Source organism: Streptomyces pacificus, assembly GCF_011766325.1.
In the GTDB taxonomy this organism is placed as follows: domain Bacteria; phylum Actinomycetota; class Actinomycetes; order Streptomycetales; family Streptomycetaceae; genus Streptomyces; species Streptomyces pacificus.
This window is the reverse complement of the sequence record NZ_BLLG01000009.1, coordinates 62,308-76,828: the sequence shown is the minus strand read 5'-3', so window position 1 is coordinate 76,828 and position 14,521 is coordinate 62,308. Positions and strand designations below refer to the sequence as shown.

Genomic DNA, 14,521 nt, shown 5'->3' with positions numbered 1-14,521 from the left:
AACACGCGTCGAACGCATCGGCCTTCAGCATGGTGTCCGCATCGACGGCGGACGAAGGGCGGTTTACCCGGCGTATGTCGACAGTCTCGGACGGCGCCATTGTCCGCAGAGGGCACTCCCAGTTCCGTGGATGGCCCGCGCGTCAAGTAGGCAAGATCACCCGCGCGGAGGCGTGAACAGTAAGCACACGGCAAGGAGGCCTGCCGCTGCAGCCGCCCCGCCGGGGGCGCGTGCCGCCGGGGCTGCTCGGGGGGCGGTCCGGAGGTCGTCCTCACCGCCGGCGGACTGCGGGCCGGGTGTCGCCGACGACGACGCTGAGGTCGGCTGCCGATGGGGCCGCCGCCATCAAGCTGATGCCTCCCGGCGGGCTTGCCCTCGGACAAGAGAGGCCACCGGCCGGGAGGGGGGCAGGAGCACCTCGGTCTACTGCGGGCTCGGTGGACGGGTGGCCGGGCGCCTTACGCGTCGGGCAACGGGGCGGGACCGGACTGTGTGTGGACCGGGCGTCGAGACCGGGCCGGGTGACGGGACCGGGCTGAACGCACGGGCCAGGCCTGGTCCGCCCCCGTACCTCCGCCCCCGTACCTCTGCCCCCGTCTGCTGTCCGCCGTCCGCCGGGGGAGTACCGCCCCTCGCGGCCGCTGCTGCTGCCCGAGAGCCGCGTGGTGCCGCTACGCTTCCTCGGCCAGTTCGAGCCAGCGCATTTCCAATTCCTCGCGTTCTCCGCTGAGTTCCCGCAGCCGCGCGTCGAGTTCCGCCACCTTCTCGAAATCGGTGGCGTTCTCGGCGATCTGCGAATGCAGCGCGGACTCCTTTTCAGAGATCTTGTCGAGCTGCCGCTCGATCTTCTGCAGCTCCTTCTTCGCGGCCCGCTGGTCCGCGGCGGACCTCTCCGTGCCGGCGGGCTTCGCGGGGGCGGCCGGTGTGGTGACCGCCGCCTGCAGCGCCTTCGCCCGGCGCTCCAGGTACTCGTCGATTCCGCGCGGAAGCATCCGCAGGGTCGCGTCGCCGAGGAGCGCGAGCACCCGGTCGGTGGTGCGCTCGACGAAGAAGCGGTCGTGGGAGATCACGACCATCGAGCCCGGCCAGCCGTCGAGGAGGTCCTCCAGCTGCGTCAGGGTCTCGATGTCGAGGTCGTTGGTGGGCTCGTCGAGGAAGAGGACGTTCGGCTCGTCCATCAACAGCCGCAGCAGCTGGAGCCGGCGCCGCTCGCCGCCGGACAGGTCGCCGACCGGGGTCCACTGCTTCTCGTTCGAGAAGCCGAACTGCTCGCAGAGCTGGCCGGCGGTCATCTCCCGGCCCTTGCCGAGGTCGACGCGGTCGCGGATCTGCTGGACCGCCTCCAGGACCCGCAGGTTCGGGTCGAGTTCGGTGACGTCCTGCGAGAGGTAGGCCAGCCGCACGGTCTTGCCGGTGACGATCCGCCCGGCGGCGGGCTGCCGTTCGCCGTCGCTGCCCGCGGCCTCGGCCATGGCGCGGAGCAGGGAGGTCTTGCCCGCGCCGTTCACACCGACCAGGCCGATACGGTCACCGGGGCCGAGCTGCCAGGTCAGATGCTTCAGCAGGACTTTCGGCCCGGCCTGGACGGTGACGTCCTCCAGGTCGAAGACAGACCTGCCGAGCCGCGAGGTGGCGAACTTCATCAGCTCGGAGGTGTCGCGCGGCGGCGGCACGTCCTTGATCAGCTCGTTGGCGGCCTCGACGCGGAAGCGGGGCTTGGACGTCCGCGCCGGGGCGCCCCGGCGCAGCCAGGCGAGTTCCTTGCGGACGAGGTTCTGCCGCTTGGTCTCCTCGGTGGCGGCGATGCGCTCCCGCTCGGCGCGGGCGAAGACGTAGTCGGAGTAGCCGCCCTCGTACTCGTAGACCGTGCCGCGCTGGACGTCCCACATGCGGGTGCAGACCTGGTCGAGGAACCAGCGGTCGTGGGTGACGCAGACCAGCGCCGAGCGGCGCGCCCGGAGGTGGTCGGCGAGCCAGGCGATGCCCTCGACGTCCAGGTGGTTGGTGGGCTCGTCGAGGACGATCAGGTCCTGCTCGGCGATCAGCAGTTTGGCGAGCGCGATCCGGCGCCGCTCGCCGCCGGAGAGCGGGGCGATCACGGTGTCCAGGCCCTGTGGGAAGCCGGGCAGGTCGAGCCCGCCGAACAGGCCGGTGAGCACATCGCGGATCTTGGCGTTGCCGGCCCACTCGTGGTCGGCGAGATCGCCGATGACCTCGTGGCGGATGGTGGCGGCGGGGTCGAGCGAGTCGTGCTGGGTGAGCACCCCGATGTGCAGTCCGCCGCTGTGGGTGACCCGGCCGGTGTCCGGCTCCTCCAGCCCGGCGAGCATCCGGATCAGGGTCGTCTTGCCGTCTCCGTTGCGGCCGACGACTCCGATGCGGTCCCCCTCGGAGACGCCGAGCGACACTCCGTCGAGCAGGGCACGGGTGCCGTACACCTTGCTGACTGCCTCGACATTGACCAGGTTGACGGCCATTTCTCTCCTGACAGGGGGATCGATCGACCTACCAGGGTAGTCGGGGCGCACCGCGCGCGGTCCGCGCGTACGGTGCGCGACCGTACACCCGTGAAACATGGACGGTACGTATCTGATCGGCCACGCTGGGTGAGTCGAGCGAGGGGGCGTCGCCCGGCCGCGTCGGCGTCATCGGCGGCGTCATCGGCCTCGTCGGCGTCATCGGCAGCGGGGGCGCATCTCGACGCACCTCGACGCACCCGTAAGCACCTGGAGGTGTCGGAAGTGGCCGCAGTGAGCGACGAGCCCGTGCCGTCGGACAGCCTGAAGACGTTCGGGGCGTTCGTGCAGGGCCTGCGGGAGCACGCGGGGCTGACACGGGAGGTCTTCGCGCCGATGGTGGGCTTCTCCCGGCACACGGTGGCCTCGATCGAGCTGGGCCGCCGGATGCCGGACACGCAGTTCGTGGAGCTGGCGGAGGTGGCGCTGGGCAACACGGGTGCGCTGCGGCGGGCGTTCGGGCATCTGACGCGGCAGCCGGGGCTGGCGTCGTGGTTCCGCGAGTGGGCGCGGCGGGAGCGGACGGCGGTGAGCCTGTGCACCTACGAGTGCCGGATGGTGCCGGGGCTGCTCCAGTCTGAGGGGTATCTGCGGACCCTGTACGAGAACGAGGTACCGCCCCTGTCCGACGAACAGGTGGAGAGCCAGATCGCCGCCCGGCTGGAACGGCAGCGGCTCCTGCGTGAACGGCCCAACGTGCCCTTCAGTTTCATCGTCACGGAGGCGGTCTTCCGGCAGCGGCTCGGTGGTACGGAGATCACCCGGCAGATGCTCGACCATGTGCTGGCGAGTAGCGCCCCGCGGAACGTGACGCTTCAGATCATGCCGACCGCCTGCGAGTTCCACGCCTGTCTCGCGGGAATGTTGCAGCTCCTGGAAGGGCCGGACGGGAAGCGGTACGCCTACTCCGAGGGGCAGAAGAACGGCCGCCTGATCAGCGACCCGAAAGAGGTGGTCCCGCTCCAACAGGCGTATGACACACTGCGCTCACAGGCCCTCACCCCCAGCGAGTCACGGGGTCTGCTGGAGCGAATCCGAGGAGCGCTATGAGCACCGCAGAACTCGCCTGGTTCAAGTCCAGCTACAGCAGCGCCCAGGGCGACAGCTGTGTCGAAGTCGCCCTGGACTGGCACAAGTCCAGCTACAGCAGCGCCCAGGGTGACGACTGCGTCGAGGTCGCCGCCTGCCCCGGTACCGTCCACGTCCGCGACTCCAAGGTCCCCGACGGCCCTCGGCTCGCCGTCCCCGCCGCCGTCTGGTCAGCCTTCGTCTCGGCGTACGGCGAAGCCTGACCGTTCCACCAGCCACCAGCCCGCCAGCGCCGTCGCGACCGCGGCCGGGGCGCTGACGGGCACGGCGATCAGGGTGGCCGTGCGGCCTTCGAGCAGACCGGCGAAGCCGACCATGGACAGGCCGAGCACACCGAGCAGGCAGAGGGTGATGCCGAGCGCGGCGAGCGGGCCCGAGCCGGGCCGGACCGGTGCGGGTGAGGGCTGTTCGAAACCGCGGAACACGGCGACCAGCAGCGCCGCGACATCTCCGGCATGATCGTGACCGCGGACCCCCTGCACACCGTCGCCACCCGCGCCCTCCACCTGCACCGCCGCGGCGCCTTCGCCTCTTCCCGGTCGAGGAGAACCGGCCCACTCTCTTCGCCCGACTCGACGCCCTCGACTGGGACGAGCACACCAACACGGCCATCACGGTGCACCGCACCGAGGAGACGAACAGCCGCCGTCACGAGATCCGCATCGTGCGCGTCCAGCCCCTCGCCGACGGTCAGGTCGCCTTCCCGCATGCCACCCAGGCTCTGCTGACCGAGCGGTACACCACCGGCCGCGGCGACGGAAGACAGCACGCCGTGGCCGAACTCGGCATCACCACCGCACCCGTTGCCACAGCCGACGCCGCCACCCTGGCCCGCTGCACCCGTGATCAGTGGTCCATCGAGGCCCAGCACTTCGTGCGAGACGTGACCCTCGGCGAGGATGCCTGCCGGGCCCGCACCGGCAGCCTGCCCCGGGCCCTCGCGACCTTCCGCAGCCTGGCGACCAGCCTCGCCCACCTCGCCGGATGGACCAACAACGCCGCCGCCCACGACCACTACCGCAACCACCCCGCCGACGCCCTACGCGAACTCGGTCTCACCGGATGAGCACGCATCACGCCTGCCGGCATCCGTCAGGCCAACCGACCTGACATCACCTATTCAAGTTCAGCGGCCGGCTTCACTGAGCGCAGCCAATTTCATCCCTAACACCGGGTACAAACTCTTCCACGAACTTCCGAACACCCTCAACACTTCCGTCTCCTCCATTCAGCCTCTCGGAGTCGATCTTGATATTGAGAGTGACATAAGGCGCGATGGAGTTGCATTCGGCGACGACAAGCGCGCCTTGATCTCCGACGACCGAATGACCCGCAAACGGAAAGTCGGTCAATTTCTCTCGTGCAGTGAATTGAGAGGTCAGCTCCGACAACTCTTGCGCCGATGGCGACCTGTCGGCCGGCTTGATGACTACATCGAGAGCATGATACTTATCCACGTAGATATCGCAGCGGGCTTCAGTCCAGCCTAGTGGGTCATGCTCTTCCTTCAGCTCCCGCCCTTCCGGCAGCACAGAAGAGAGGGTAGTCTTTTCGATAGGGATGCCACAAACCTCGCTCGGCATCGAATAGATCTCCCCCCTTCCGTCACATCCGGCCAAAAAGATGGCGCCAGTCATCGCGGAGGAGGCAAGAAGGGCCCCGCACATTCGCCTTTTGAACATAATTTCCGCTAATCCCAGTCAAGGTAAGCCGCCGCATCGGAGCGGGAAGAAGTGTACGACTGCTTGGCTTCGCGTCTCATGGCCTGCCAAGCATCCCAGTTCGGGTCATTTTCCCTGTTCTCGTCGTCCTTGATATTGACTCCACGCGATTCTGCCCACTGGTCAATGAGTGCGTAAGCCCCCGTAACCCCTGAGGAGTAATTGTCCGTGTTCTCCTCTTTAGCCTTTGCTTCGGCCGTGGAGATGACATCCTTGGACCACTCGTATGTGATGGCGTCGACCAGGCGCTGCGCTGAATCTCCAACCACTGGGATTGCGGTCACTGGGGCACCAATAGAATGGTATGCGTATCGCGCAGTGTCATTGATCTTGCCGACCTCCCCATCCCTCTCGTCATAAATAACATCAGCCCCTATGGAATTCATGGCGCCGAGCACAGCCCCTGCGTCGCTCGCAGGGTTCTTCCACCGCTCATGCCCCTCCCCACCGGCGGATGGCGCTTCGGCAAGTTCCTGCATCGTGTAGTTGCGATGAGAATCATAAAGAAGCGCGTAGCTTTGATCGTCTCCCGAAATGCCTCTCATAACGCGTATCAGAGAATCCTTGCCGACGGTGATTCCGGCATCACCGCCTTCATTCCAGATATGATCCATCCCGCTGGGGCTTCCATGCTTGGAGCCGCGCTCTGCCAGAATGTGATGCGTGTCCTCGACATAGTCAGCGAGCGACCTCCCAAGGCCCTTGCGCAAATTTTCAGGCAGGCCTTCACCTTGCGCCTTGGGGTTCTCCTTGTCCGTCCCCATATCCAGGACATTGATCGTCTCTTGCATCACACGTGCCTGGGCGGGCGTGTGAGGACCTGGCGCACTTCCAGGCTCACCTTCTCGTAGGGGAGGATGTCCCGTAGCCGCGGCTTCGATCACACGCGCCAACCCGTGCCGGTTGTCGGCGTCCGCGGAGTCCGCCGTGGTCACCTCAACCTTTCGGTACTCATAGTTGTCTACGAGATCCCAGTCGCGCCCCCCTTCATCAAGCAGATAATGTAGCCGTTCCCTACCCTCTGGTCTTCCTGGATCGAGGTAACCGGTAGCCCCATCAGGGTCACGACTCAGTACGCTCAGCGTCCCGTCCACCGGGTCATTGGCGAACCATCCGTCTTTTCCGCTGAAGGAACCCCGGAGATCCCAGATATCAGGATCCTTCTTCTCCATGGCAATCATGTCGTCGGTGATGTCCGCGATGAACTGGGCGGAATAGCCGTCTCCCTGCTGGATGAGGGTGGCGAGACTCTGGTAACCCCGGACGCCCTGGCCGGCTCCCTGCCCAATATCGACCTTCTCGCCTGCCACCTTGAGTTCGTACTTGTCATCGCCGATCTCGTTGAGGTCCTGGCGACATTTGAGGTAGAAGTCGGACGCCGGGGTTCTCTTCCAGCTGTTGAACGCCTGCTGATAGGCGTTCGTGCCGTAACGCAGCGCCTTCCCGTTGGCGTCCTTGAATTCGGGCACACGGGTAGCGGTGGCAAGGGAGTGGGCGAGACCGGAGTTGATGCTCAGATAGGCACGCTTGTCCTGGGTGTCATCGAAGTGGGCGAGGTCGTAAATCTTGTTGGACAACTTGAGGGTGTTGTCAAGGCCGAGCGAGTTCAGCATCGTCTGGCTGAAGACCTTATCGCCGCCGTTGTCGCGCATCAGGCGCTGGTACGCCGCGAGGTCGCCCTCGGTGAGTTCATCTCCGCCCAGAATGCGCTTGGCGTATCTTTCGGCCTCACGGGCCTCGACGACCTCGATGTCACCCACCGCGATCGCGTTGAAGCCCCCACCCCACACGCTCTCAGCTATGGTGCCGAAGAGGCCGCTCTTGATGCCTGCCGCGTCGTGGAGAGCGATCTTCACGCCCTGGTCGGCGTCATCGACAGCCTGAACCGCCTGCTTGATGGACCGCGTCCAGTCCTCCTCGAGCTGGCCGGCGTCGTGGACCCACTTGTCGTAGTCAGGGTCGTTGCGATACAGAGTCAGCTTGTCGAAGTCATAGTGCGCACGGCCCTCCGTATCGATGGTGAGGTTCTTCGTCCTAGCCTCATCCGTTAACTCTCGGACGTGCTTGACCAGGCCGAGGAACTGTTCGTGCGCGTCGCGCAGGATGGACGCGAAGGCCCGAGCCTGAGTCTGGCCCGCTTCGAACTCCTTGCGCGTAGCCGCGAACCTGTCCGAAGCGGCCGCTGCGCTCATCCCCACCCAGACACCGTCGTTGGCGACGCTCTCCACCTTGCTTCGGTACAGCGTCGCCAACTCGTCGAAACCGTCGGCCACTCCGTCCCAATCCTTCGCCGCTGTGACCAACGGCCGAAGGTTGACCGTGATAACGTCCTGGTAAGTCAGCATCGCCCTACCCCCGTCAATCGTTAGACGTCGCGCCGCGGATCAGACGACTCGTATCGATCGGTGTGAGCGTGCTGTGGACGCCCGCATCGACCTGCTGCAAGGCGCCCTTCGTCTGCGCCAGCGCGCCTTGGTCCTGCCCGAGACGGGACTTCAGGTTCGCCAACTGCCGGGCCCACTTCTCGTGCGCATCCTTCAGCCCGGATCCGGTATCCCACCCCATGAACTCCCGCTCGGCCGCATGGTTGGACTCGTCGGCATGCCCGCCGGCCTTGTCCACGCCAGGCCGGACGTCCTCCCCCAACGACCTGATCGCTTCTCTCATGCCAGGCGAGTTCGTACGAAGCATCGCGCCGTCGCCCGAACCCGTTCCCGCATCGGTGCCGTCCAGCCGCATCTCGCCTTGGTGCCGCGCCACCACCTCGGCCTTGATCTGCTCCCACTCATCCCATGCCACCGCCGTACTCCCTTCCCCTGCTTTGTTGTCGACCACTGCCAGTGTGCTGGGATTGCGAAGCCCGCCTAGGGCGAATCCCCACAGCGGTGGCCGCGCCCGCGAGGAGCGCCGCGGCGCCGACGCCCGTTAGCCTATGCTAGGAGAACTCGGCATCTTCGGCGTCGGCCGGTAAGGCGATCGCGGCCTTCTGCTGCTCGTCGTCGCTGTTCGGCCGCGGGTCCTCAGCAGCCGGGGACTTGGCGGCCGCGGAGAGGACCGTGAGGGGGTACTCGTCAGCGGGGCCAAGGTCGCCCAGGTTTGTCACGGCGATGACCACCGCACCAACGATCCCCGCCGCGGCCAACCACTCGCCCCACCACCAAACCCCGACAAATGCGTCGCCCAGGCCGAGGCCGCCAGGCGCAAGGTGATCGGCGGGTTGAGGCTCGACCCGCCACGAACGACGGCGGCCTGTTCCTCTGGCGCCAGGAAACCGGACTGGACCGGTCCTTGCTGCTCGGCGGGCACCTCACCCACCGGCTCCTCAAGGGCGACCCCCCGCAAGATCCTCCTCGGTGACCGTGGCGTCCGGCAATCACCGGGCACCGGGCCACAAGCCCGATCCGGACACGCTGGCACGCTTACCCCACTTCACGTGACGCTCGAGCCTCCTGGACGACCTGCGCCGGCGGGGCGGCCGGTTCACCACGGGCGCCTGCGGCAAGGGGTCCCGCCTGTGGCAGCACGTCGACCGCCACAACGACCGGATCGCCGTCGCCGATCCGCGGCTGGCCGTCCACGACGCCATACTTGATCGACTGCCGAGCGGCCGGACCGTCGAAACAGCCAAGATCCCAGCAGCCTGGCGCCCTCACACGACTCACAGCCGGCCCGGCTCCACGATCTCCTCGCCCTCGTTCTGAAGCTCTTCGAAGCGGGCAAAGAAGTCCCTCCAGGGCCTCCGGCGTCACAACCACCGCGTTGGCGTCTTCCCGCTCGTTGCGCTCCACCAGCTTGCGCAGCAGCTCGTCGCGCTCCACCGGGAAGCACAGCAGCCGCCACCGGCCGTCGGCCGAGGCCTTCATCGCGTCGCGGTCCTTACGCAGCCACAGCCCGTGGTCCCACACCACATCCCGGCCCTCGGCGACCAGCTCTCGGCGAGCCGCTCGTGCAGCTCCGCGACGACCGGAGCCTCCTTCACGAAATAGGTGTTCTCCGGGTAGTCGACGCCGTACCGACCGTGCCGCCGATGGACGACTTCGTCCACCGACAGCCGCACAACGCCCTGCGGCTCCAACTTGCGCTGGGCATAGATGGTTTTCCCCGAGCCGGTGAGCCCCTCCAGCAGGAACACCACCGGAGTGCGCTTGGCCACCGCCAACCCCTCTCAACGCCAACAGCGTCCCTCGGCCAGCCTGCCACCGTCGGCAGGCCCAGGACCCCGTTCCTCCTCACCACCACCCGAAGGAGCCGCCGGTGTCCGCCGCCGCCTTCGCCCGCACGCTGCGGGCCTGCAGATGATCGACCATGTGCTGGCGAGTAGCGCCCCGTGGAACGTGACGCTTCAGATCATGCCGCGACCGCCTGCGAGTTCCACACCTGTCTCGCGGGAATGCCGCGACTCCAAGGTCCCCGACGGCCCTCGGCTCGCCGTCCCCGCCGCCGTCTGGTCAGCCTTCGTCTCGGCGTACGGCGAAGCCTGACCGTTCCACTAGCCACCAGCCCGCCAGCGCCGTCGCGACCGCGGCCGGGGCGCTGACGGGCACGGCGATCAGGGTGGCCGTGCGGCCTTCGAGCAGACCGGCGAAGCCGACCATGGACAGGCCGAGCACACCGAGCAGGCAGAGGGTGATGCCGAGCGCGGCGAGCGGGCCCGAGCCGGGCCGGACCGGTGCGGGTGAGGGCTGTTCGAAACCGCGGAACACGGCGACCAGCAGCGCCGTGAGGAGCGCCGCCGCGGCTATCCGTAGCGGGGTCTGCGCCCACCAGGCGGCCGAGGCCGGTTCGGGCAGCGTGACGCCCGCGGCGAGCAGCGCGCCGTAGACGCCGAGCATCGCGGTCAGATGCCACAGGAACGCGGTCATGGCGACGCCGTTCGCGGCGACGACGCCGCGCCAGACCCGGGGGCGGGCCACCAGCCGGGCGCCGGGTCCGCGCAGCAGCTCCACCGCGCCGACCAGCCACAGGCCGTGGCAGAGCAGGGCCAGCGTGGGCGGGGCCATGTTGGAGACCTTCTCCCCCGGCATGCCGACCATGGACAGCGGGTACGGCCCGGCCGCCACCAGCAGCGCGGCCCCGCCCAGCCCCGTCGCCGCCAGCGCCGAGGGCAGCCGGAGGCGTCCGTCGGCCCGCAGGAAGCCGAGCTGGTGCACGGCCAGCCAGACGAAGGCGAAGTTCAGGAACTCCACGAAGGGGACGCCGAGCACGAAGCGGAGCACGTCGACCAGGACCGCGCCGGCGACGAGCGCTCCGAACGCACCCCAGCCGTACCGCTCGTGCAGCGTCAGCAGCGGCGGGGTGAAGGCGACCATCGCCAGATAGATCCCGATGAACCAGAGCGGCTGGGTGACGAGCCGTAGCGAGACACCGGTCAACCCGCCGCCACCACCAAGCAGTTGCACCAGCAGCGCCACCGCGCCCCAGACGAGCACGAAGACCATGGTGGGCCGCAGCAGCCGCCGCAGCCGCGCCACCAGAAACGCCGCGTACGGCGAAGCGCCGTCACCCGCGGGGTGCCTGCGGCGCAGGGAGCGGTAGGAGAGAGCGTGCGAGAAGCCGCCGACGAAGAAGAACACCGGCATGATCTGCAGTGCCCAGGTGAGGAGTTGGAGCTCCGGCACGAGGGCGAGCAGATTTCCGGCGCCCTCGGCGGTGACGGCGGCCATCAGCCAGTGCCCCAGCACGACGGTCCCGAGCGAGACGACCCTCAGCAGGTCGACATAGCGGTCCCGGGTGTCCGGTGTCGCCTCGGCGAGTGTTCGTACGCGTGATCCCATGCGCCCACGGTCCGGCGCGTGAGCGCGTGGGCGCGAGGGCGTTCGTACTCAACCGGTGCCTGAGTATGCGCGAGAGGCCGTGCCGGGCTCGGCGGCTGACGGCTGACGGCTGACGGCTGACGGCTGACGGCCAGCCAAACCGCCAAACCGCCAAACCGCTACAGAATCGTCGCCCCCGGGGCCGGGGCCTCTGCGACACGCGCCGTGCGGCAGGTGCCGGACGCGAGCAGCGTCTCGGCGATCTGCCCCGCCGCGTCCGCGTCCTTGGCGAGGAACGCCGTCGTCGGCCCCGAGCCCGAGACCAGTGCGGCCAGCGCCCCCGCATCGGTGCCGGTGCGCAGCGTGTCCGCGAGTGCCGGGCGCAGCGAGAGGGCGGCGGGCTGGAGGTCGTTGACGAGTGCGGCGGCCAGCGCGCCCGGGTCGCCGGTGCGCAGGGCGTCCAGCAGCAGCGGGGACGCCACCGGCGGGGGGACGTCGACGCCGTCGTGGAGCCGGTCGAATTCCCGGTAGACCGCGGGCGTGGACAGCCCTCCCTCGGCGACGGCGAAGACCCAGTGGAACGTCCCGCCGACGGGCAGCACGGTGAGCCGCTCGCCGCGGCCGGTACCGAGCGCGGCGCCCCCGACCAGGCTGAACGGCACGTCGCTGCCAAGGTCGGCGCAGATGTCGAGGAGGTCCTCCCGTGGGGCGCCGGTGGACCAGAGGGCGTCGCAGGCCAGCAGCGCGCCCGCGCCGTCGGCGCTGCCGCCGGCCATTCCGCCGGCGACGGGGATGTCCTTGTCGATGTGGATGTGCACGGCCGGGTCGATGCCGTACCGGGCGGCGAGCAGTTCCGCCGCCCGGGCGGCGAGGTTCGTCCGGTCCAGCGGCACCTGGTCCGCTCCGGGGCCCGAGCAGCTCACGGTCAGCGAGTCGGCGGGGGTGACGGTGATCTCGTCGTACAGCCCGACGGCCAGGAAGACGTTGGCCAGGTCGTGGTACCCGTCGTCGCGGACCCCGCCGACGGCCAGCTGGACGTTGACCTTGGCCGGTACCCGTACGGTGACGCTCACTCGACTCCCCCGGCTTCCTTGACGCCCCCGGGCCCCCCGGTTCCCCCGGCTCCCCTGGCTTCCTTGACGCCCCCGGGCCCCCCGGCTCCCCCGGCGCCCTTGTGTTCCGCGATCCGCGCGAATTCCTCCACCGTCAGCGACTCGCCCCGCGCCTGCGGCGGGATCCCGGCCGCGACCAGCGCCGCCTCCGCGGCCGCCGGGGAGCCCGCCCAGCCGGCCAGGGCTGCCCGCAACGTCTTGCGGCGCTGCGCGAAGGCCGCGTCGACGACGGCGAACACCTCGTCTTTGGTGGCGGTGGTCTTCGGCGGCCCGGGGCGCCGGACCAGGGAGACCAGCCCGGAGTCGACGTTGGGCGCGGGCCAGAAGACGTTCCGGCCGATCGCCCCGGCCCGCCTGACCTCGGCGTACCAGTTCGCCTTCACGGACGGGACGCCGTACACCCTGCTGCCGGGGCGGGCGGCGAGCCGGTCGGCCACCTCGGCCTGCACCATGACCAGCGTCCGCTCGATGGTCGGGAAGCGGTCCAGCATGTGCAGCAGGACCGGGACGGCCACGTTGTACGGGAGGTTGGCGACGAGCGCGGTGGGCGCGGGGCCGGGGAGTTGCCGTACCCGCATCGCGTCGGAGTGGACGAGCGCGAAGCGGTCCTTCCGGCCCGGCATCCGGGCGGCGATCGTCGCGGGGAGCGCGGCGGCGAGCACGTCGTCGATCTCGACCGCGGTCACCCGGTCCGCGGACTCCAGCAGCGCCAGGGTGAGGGAGCCGAGCCCCGGGCCGACCTCCACGACCACGTCGTCGGGCTGCACCTCGGCGGTGCGGACGATCCGGCGGACGGTGTTGGCGTCGATGACGAAGTTCTGGCCGCGCTGCTTGGTGGGGCGTACGCCAAGGGCCGCGGCCAGTTCTCGGACGTCGGCGGGGCCGAGGAGGGCGTCGGGATCGGTGGTGCTCACCGGTACAGCCTACGGCCGCAGTGCGGCCACGGACTCGCCCCCCGTTGTACGTAGAGCTTCTTCGCCCGGTACGTCTGCTCCTCCGGGGAGGCGTCCTGCGGGCGGCCGCGGCCGCCGAGCGACCGCCAGGTGGCGGCGTCGAACTGGTAGAGGCCGCCGTAGGTGCCCGACGGGTCCACCGCGTCCGGGCGCCCGCCGGACTCGCACTGCGCGAGCGCCTTCCAGTTCAGCCCTTCGGCGCCGCGGACCGAGTCCGGCAGCCGCCTGGTGCCGACTCTCACCTGCCGGGCGACCGGCTCCCGGACGACCTCGTCGGAGAGCTTCCGGGGCTTGTGCCGGACGCCGTTCACCGTCCGCACGGCGTAGGTCACCCGTCGCTTGCCCGCGCGACCCGCCCGTGCGACGACCTCCGTCCCCCGGTCCAGCCGCGGGTCGTCGGTCCGCACGGTGACGTAGGGGATGGGCTCCTCCCGGACCTCCTCGGTGTCCTTGATGCGCATGACGGTGATCGTCTGGCCGTCGCGGGGGAAGCTGTCCTGGGGTACGGAGATGGTGTCCTGGCCGGCGAGGCTGATGCCGGCCTCCCGGACGGCCTCCCGCGCGGTCGCCGCGGTGGTGCGGACGGTGTGGGACCGGCCGTCGGCCGTCACGGTGACGGTCCGCTCGGTCAGCACGTCGACATCGAGGCCGCTGCGGGAGATGGGCCGGGATCGCGAGACGGAGGTGTACGCGCCACCGGCCCGCACTCCGACCTGCTGCAGCGCTTCCTCGACGGTGCGGGCGGTCGTCCACACCTGCCGGCTGTGGCCGTCTACCGTGAGGGTGACGGGGCGGCCGAAGCGGACGACGACCTCGTCTCCGTGGCTGAGTTCGGCGTCCGGGTCCGGGGCGACGATGTCGTGCTCGCCCACGGTGAGCCCCTCCTCGTCGAGGAGTTCCTCCACGTCGTCGGCGAACGTGTGCAGGGTGCGGGGCACCCCGTCGACACTGAGGCGGACGGCCTTGTCGGCGGCGACGAAGGAGGTCGTGCCGCCCGCGAGGAAGGCGACGACGAGGGCCTGCGGGATGAGGCGGCGCAGGCCGTCCGGGCCACCGAGCAGGACGGCAGCGCGTCTGCGGCGGCGGGCGGCGCGGCGGGCCTCGGCGCGACCGCCGGCCGGGGCGAGGGGAGCGGAGGGAACGGCGGGAACGGCGGGAACGGAAGGAGGGGCGGGAACGGAAGGAGGGGCCGAAGCAGCAGGAGCGGCGGGCCGGGCGGCGGCCGGAGCGGGTGCGCCGGCGGAGTCGGGCGACGTGCCCTCGTGGGCGGGTGCCCGGCCGGGAGGGCCCTCCGGTGGGCCGGGCCGGAAGGCCGCGACCGTCGGCGCGTAAGGCGACACGGCCCGGGCCGGGCCGTGGGACGGCACCCCGGCAGGC

15 protein-coding genes and 1 pseudogene are annotated in these 14,521 nt (G+C 69.4%); 4 read left to right on the top strand and 12 right to left on the bottom strand.

The features are described from left to right. Positions 1 to 671: 671 nt before the first annotated feature. Complete coding sequence (locus SCWH03_RS16560) at positions 672 to 2,477, bottom strand: ABC-F family ATP-binding cassette domain-containing protein (RefSeq protein WP_173265026.1); 1,806 nt, start codon at positions 2,475 to 2,477, stop codon at positions 672 to 674. A gap of 273 nt (positions 2,478 to 2,750) precedes the next feature. Between SCWH03_RS16560 and SCWH03_RS16555 the strand changes: the two genes are divergently transcribed. Together SCWH03_RS16555 and SCWH03_RS16550 are read left to right on the top strand one after the other, a co-directional pair. After that, positions 2,751 to 3,566 carry a helix-turn-helix domain-containing protein gene (locus SCWH03_RS16555; protein ID WP_173265154.1) on the top strand — a complete coding sequence of 272 codons (816 nt, stop codon included), beginning with the start codon at positions 2,751 to 2,753 and terminating at the stop codon, positions 3,564 to 3,566. Continuing rightward, positions 3,563 to 3,808 (top strand): DUF397 domain-containing protein, encoded by a 246-nt coding sequence (locus SCWH03_RS16550; protein WP_173265025.1) that lies wholly within the window; start codon positions 3,563 to 3,565, stop codon positions 3,806 to 3,808. Before SCWH03_RS16555 ends, SCWH03_RS16550 begins: the two co-directional genes overlap by 4 nt. On the opposite strand, the pseudogene SCWH03_RS16545 reads toward SCWH03_RS16550, so the two are convergent. Further along, positions 3,776 to 4,051 (bottom strand): annotated as a pseudogene (locus SCWH03_RS16545) (acyltransferase family protein); the annotation flags it as partial. The gene SCWH03_RS16550 and the pseudogene SCWH03_RS16545 overlap by 33 nt on opposite strands. A 170-nt stretch (positions 4,052 to 4,221) precedes the next feature. Here SCWH03_RS16545 and SCWH03_RS16540 point away from each other — a divergent pair. Continuing rightward, positions 4,222 to 4,671 carry a hypothetical protein gene (locus SCWH03_RS16540; protein WP_173265024.1) on the top strand — a complete coding sequence of 150 codons (450 nt, stop codon included), beginning with the start codon at positions 4,222 to 4,224 and terminating at the stop codon, positions 4,669 to 4,671. A 73-nt stretch (positions 4,672 to 4,744) separates the two neighbouring features. Here SCWH03_RS16540 and SCWH03_RS16535 read toward each other — a convergent pair whose 3' ends face one another. The 6 genes from SCWH03_RS16535 to SCWH03_RS29105 form a co-directional block, all read right to left on the bottom strand. Next, positions 4,745 to 5,188: a hypothetical protein gene (locus SCWH03_RS16535; RefSeq protein WP_173265023.1), complete on the bottom strand. Its 444-nt coding sequence runs from the start codon at positions 5,186 to 5,188 to the stop codon at positions 4,745 to 4,747. 107 nt (positions 5,189 to 5,295) lie between these two features. Continuing rightward, positions 5,296 to 7,671: a hypothetical protein gene (locus tag SCWH03_RS16530; protein ID WP_173265022.1), complete on the bottom strand. Its 2,376-nt coding sequence runs from the start codon at positions 7,669 to 7,671 to the stop codon at positions 5,296 to 5,298. A 13-nt stretch (positions 7,672 to 7,684) separates the two neighbouring features. Next, entirely contained in the window at positions 7,685 to 8,125 is a 441-nt protein-coding gene (locus SCWH03_RS16525) for a hypothetical protein (protein ID WP_173265021.1), read from the bottom strand. A gap of 136 nt (positions 8,126 to 8,261) precedes the next feature. Next, positions 8,262 to 8,441, bottom strand: coding sequence for a hypothetical protein (locus SCWH03_RS16520; RefSeq protein ID WP_173265020.1), 180 nt, complete (start codon positions 8,439 to 8,441; stop codon positions 8,262 to 8,264). Between the two features lie 304 nt (positions 8,442 to 8,745). Next, positions 8,746 to 9,189, bottom strand: coding sequence for a hypothetical protein (locus SCWH03_RS29110; protein ID WP_254076798.1), 444 nt, complete (start codon positions 9,187 to 9,189; stop codon positions 8,746 to 8,748). Continuing rightward, positions 9,186 to 9,479 (bottom strand): AAA family ATPase, encoded by a 294-nt coding sequence (locus SCWH03_RS29105; protein ID WP_254076797.1) that lies wholly within the window; start codon positions 9,477 to 9,479, stop codon positions 9,186 to 9,188. Before SCWH03_RS29105 ends, SCWH03_RS29110 begins: the two co-directional genes overlap by 4 nt. Between SCWH03_RS29105 and SCWH03_RS29905 the strand changes: the two genes are divergently transcribed. After that, positions 9,418 to 9,807 (top strand): DUF397 domain-containing protein, encoded by a 390-nt coding sequence (locus SCWH03_RS29905; protein ID WP_371872688.1) that lies wholly within the window; start codon positions 9,418 to 9,420, stop codon positions 9,805 to 9,807. The genes SCWH03_RS29105 and SCWH03_RS29905 overlap by 62 nt on opposite strands. Here SCWH03_RS29905 and SCWH03_RS16505 read toward each other — a convergent pair. The 4 genes from SCWH03_RS16505 to SCWH03_RS16490 all read right to left on the bottom strand — a co-directional run bounded on the left by SCWH03_RS16505 (position 9,775) and on the right by SCWH03_RS16490 (position 14,484). Continuing rightward, positions 9,775 to 11,100, bottom strand: a complete 1,326-nt coding sequence (locus SCWH03_RS16505; protein WP_173265019.1) for an acyltransferase family protein — start codon at positions 11,098 to 11,100, stop codon at positions 9,775 to 9,777. The genes SCWH03_RS29905 and SCWH03_RS16505 overlap by 33 nt on opposite strands. A gap of 158 nt (positions 11,101 to 11,258) precedes the next feature. Next, positions 11,259 to 12,152: a 4-(cytidine 5'-diphospho)-2-C-methyl-D-erythritol kinase gene (locus tag SCWH03_RS16500; protein ID WP_173265018.1), complete on the bottom strand. Its 894-nt coding sequence runs from the start codon at positions 12,150 to 12,152 to the stop codon at positions 11,259 to 11,261. Then, positions 12,149 to 13,105, bottom strand: a complete 957-nt coding sequence (gene rsmA, locus SCWH03_RS16495; RefSeq protein WP_173265017.1) for a 16S rRNA (adenine(1518)-N(6)/adenine(1519)-N(6))-dimethyltransferase RsmA — start codon at positions 13,103 to 13,105, stop codon at positions 12,149 to 12,151. The genes SCWH03_RS16500 and rsmA overlap by 4 nt, the downstream gene beginning before the upstream one ends. Beyond that, positions 13,102 to 14,484 (bottom strand): resuscitation-promoting factor, encoded by a 1,383-nt coding sequence (locus SCWH03_RS16490; protein WP_308788877.1) that lies wholly within the window; start codon positions 14,482 to 14,484, stop codon positions 13,102 to 13,104. The genes rsmA and SCWH03_RS16490 overlap by 4 nt, the downstream gene beginning before the upstream one ends. Positions 14,485 to 14,521 lie beyond the last annotated feature (37 nt).

What these genes read in the sequence shown, in the direction of transcription:
- SCWH03_RS16560 (WP_173265026.1), bottom strand. Translation starts at nt 2,477, where the DNA reads ATGGCCGTCAACCTGGTCAATGTCGAGGCAGTCAGCAAGGTGTACGGC.
- SCWH03_RS16550 (WP_173265025.1), top strand. Translation starts at nt 3,563, where the DNA reads ATGAGCACCGCAGAACTCGCCTGGTTCAAGTCCAGCTACAGCAGCGCC.
- SCWH03_RS16535 (WP_173265023.1), bottom strand. Translation starts at nt 5,188, where the DNA reads ATGCCGAGCGAGGTTTGTGGCATCCCTATCGAAAAGACTACCCTCTCT.
- SCWH03_RS16530 (WP_173265022.1), bottom strand. Translation starts at nt 7,671, where the DNA reads ATGCTGACTTACCAGGACGTTATCACGGTCAACCTTCGGCCGTTGGTC.
- SCWH03_RS29110 (WP_254076798.1), bottom strand. Translation starts at nt 9,189, where the DNA reads ATGAAGGCCTCGGCCGACGGCCGGTGGCGGCTGCTGTGCTTCCCGGTG.
- SCWH03_RS29905 (WP_371872688.1), top strand. Translation starts at nt 9,418, where the DNA reads ATGGTTTTCCCCGAGCCGGTGAGCCCCTCCAGCAGGAACACCACCGGA.
- SCWH03_RS16505 (WP_173265019.1), bottom strand. Translation starts at nt 11,100, where the DNA reads ATGGGATCACGCGTACGAACACTCGCCGAGGCGACACCGGACACCCGG.